This window comes from Endozoicomonas sp., assembly GCF_051008435.1.
GTDB lineage: Bacteria > Pseudomonadota > Gammaproteobacteria > Pseudomonadales > Endozoicomonadaceae > Endozoicomonas_A.
Window position 1 is genome coordinate 1 of the sequence record NZ_JBPCXO010000197.1, and the last position, 1,129, is coordinate 1,129.

Below are 1,129 nucleotides of genomic sequence, written 5' to 3' on the forward strand. Positions count from 1 at the left end.
CGCATCGATGGTTGAAGGCATTGGAGTCCGGCAAAGAGCAGCACCTGAAAGTACTGGCCCAGAAGGAAGGGATTACCAGTGTAAGCTATGCCTCCCGAATCCTGCGCCTGACCACCCTGTCACCAGAAATTCAGGGGGCCATCATTGATGGTAGAAATCTGGGCGGACTGACACTGGCTGATTTTATGAAGCCCTTTCCTTTGCTCTGGTCTGAGCAGAAGAAGGCTTTAGGGATACCGGAAGATTGATGCACCCTCTCTCTGCCTTAAGCAACCTTAAGCGTTACTGAACGACCCAGTTTTTGTAGCATATCCACCAATGCATCAATAGTGAACTTACTGGCTTTTCCTGTCATCACGTCAGAGACTCTGGGTCTGCTCACATTCAACAGTCGCGCTGCTTCTTCTTGCTTAAGCTGGCGATCCTTGATGGTGTTCGTAATTTCTGCCATTAACTGAATCTTCAAATCAGCTTTAATTTTCCCTTCCGCTTCTTCTTTCAGTTTTTTTGCTTCTTCAGGAGCAAAACCCAGATCAGCAAAAACGTTGCCACCTGTTGGTGTCGTATGACCGATTTTCTTGACACTCATCCATCCTTCCTCCTTTTACTTTGCTCCGATAAAACCTGCTTGTAACGGCGGGTCGCTACCTGCTTGTCGTGCTTACTGGTTTGCTGGGTTTTCTTTTGAAAACTATGTAGCACGTATACGGCTTCCTCAAACTTGGCCACATACATCACTCGAAAAGCACCACCTTCTTCCGAAATGATGATCTCCCTGACACCCGCTCCTACTGCCTTGAAGTCCTTCCAGCGTTCGGGATCAAGGTCATGCTGCACCCGGCTCAACTGATAACCTGCTTCTCGCCTGGCCATGTCAGGAAATTCCAGCAGGTCTTCCAAGGAGCTCCCCATCCAGAGAATCGGTTTTTCGTTATCCAACAGCTTAGCGCTCTGTATAAAATTTTGTACATTTTAGAACAGAATAGTTCCTGTGTGGAGAAAAAAACAGTAAAGAATAATCAAAAAGTTCGCCGATGGTTCCCTGCGCATACCGCTATAAAAGTGCGAACTAAACACCCGTTTGAATGACCAAAAATCACCCGTAACTAACTGATTATAAAGGGGAAAT

At 46.6% G+C, this 1,129-nt stretch carries 3 protein-coding genes; 1 reads left to right on the plus strand and 2 read right to left on the minus strand.

Features of this window, described 5'->3' with window-relative positions; translation table 11 throughout:
• The coding region (locus ACR2PX_RS09800) for a hypothetical protein (RefSeq protein ID WP_433999177.1) at positions 1-248 on the plus strand (248 nt) is incomplete at its 5' end.
• Positions 249-265: 17 nt separating this feature from the next.
• On the opposite strand, the gene ACR2PX_RS09805 is transcribed toward ACR2PX_RS09800, so the two are convergent.
• Both ACR2PX_RS09805 and ACR2PX_RS09810 read right to left on the minus strand, forming a co-directional pair.
• A complete protein-coding gene (locus ACR2PX_RS09805) occupies positions 266-589 on the minus strand; it encodes a helix-turn-helix domain-containing protein (RefSeq protein WP_433999178.1) in 324 nt (107 codons plus the stop codon).
• Positions 586-939, minus strand: coding sequence for a type II toxin-antitoxin system RelE/ParE family toxin (locus ACR2PX_RS09810; RefSeq protein WP_433999179.1), 354 nt, complete (start codon positions 937-939; stop codon positions 586-588). The genes ACR2PX_RS09805 and ACR2PX_RS09810 overlap by 4 nt, the downstream gene beginning before the upstream one ends.
• Between the last annotated feature and the right edge of the window lie 190 nt (positions 940-1,129).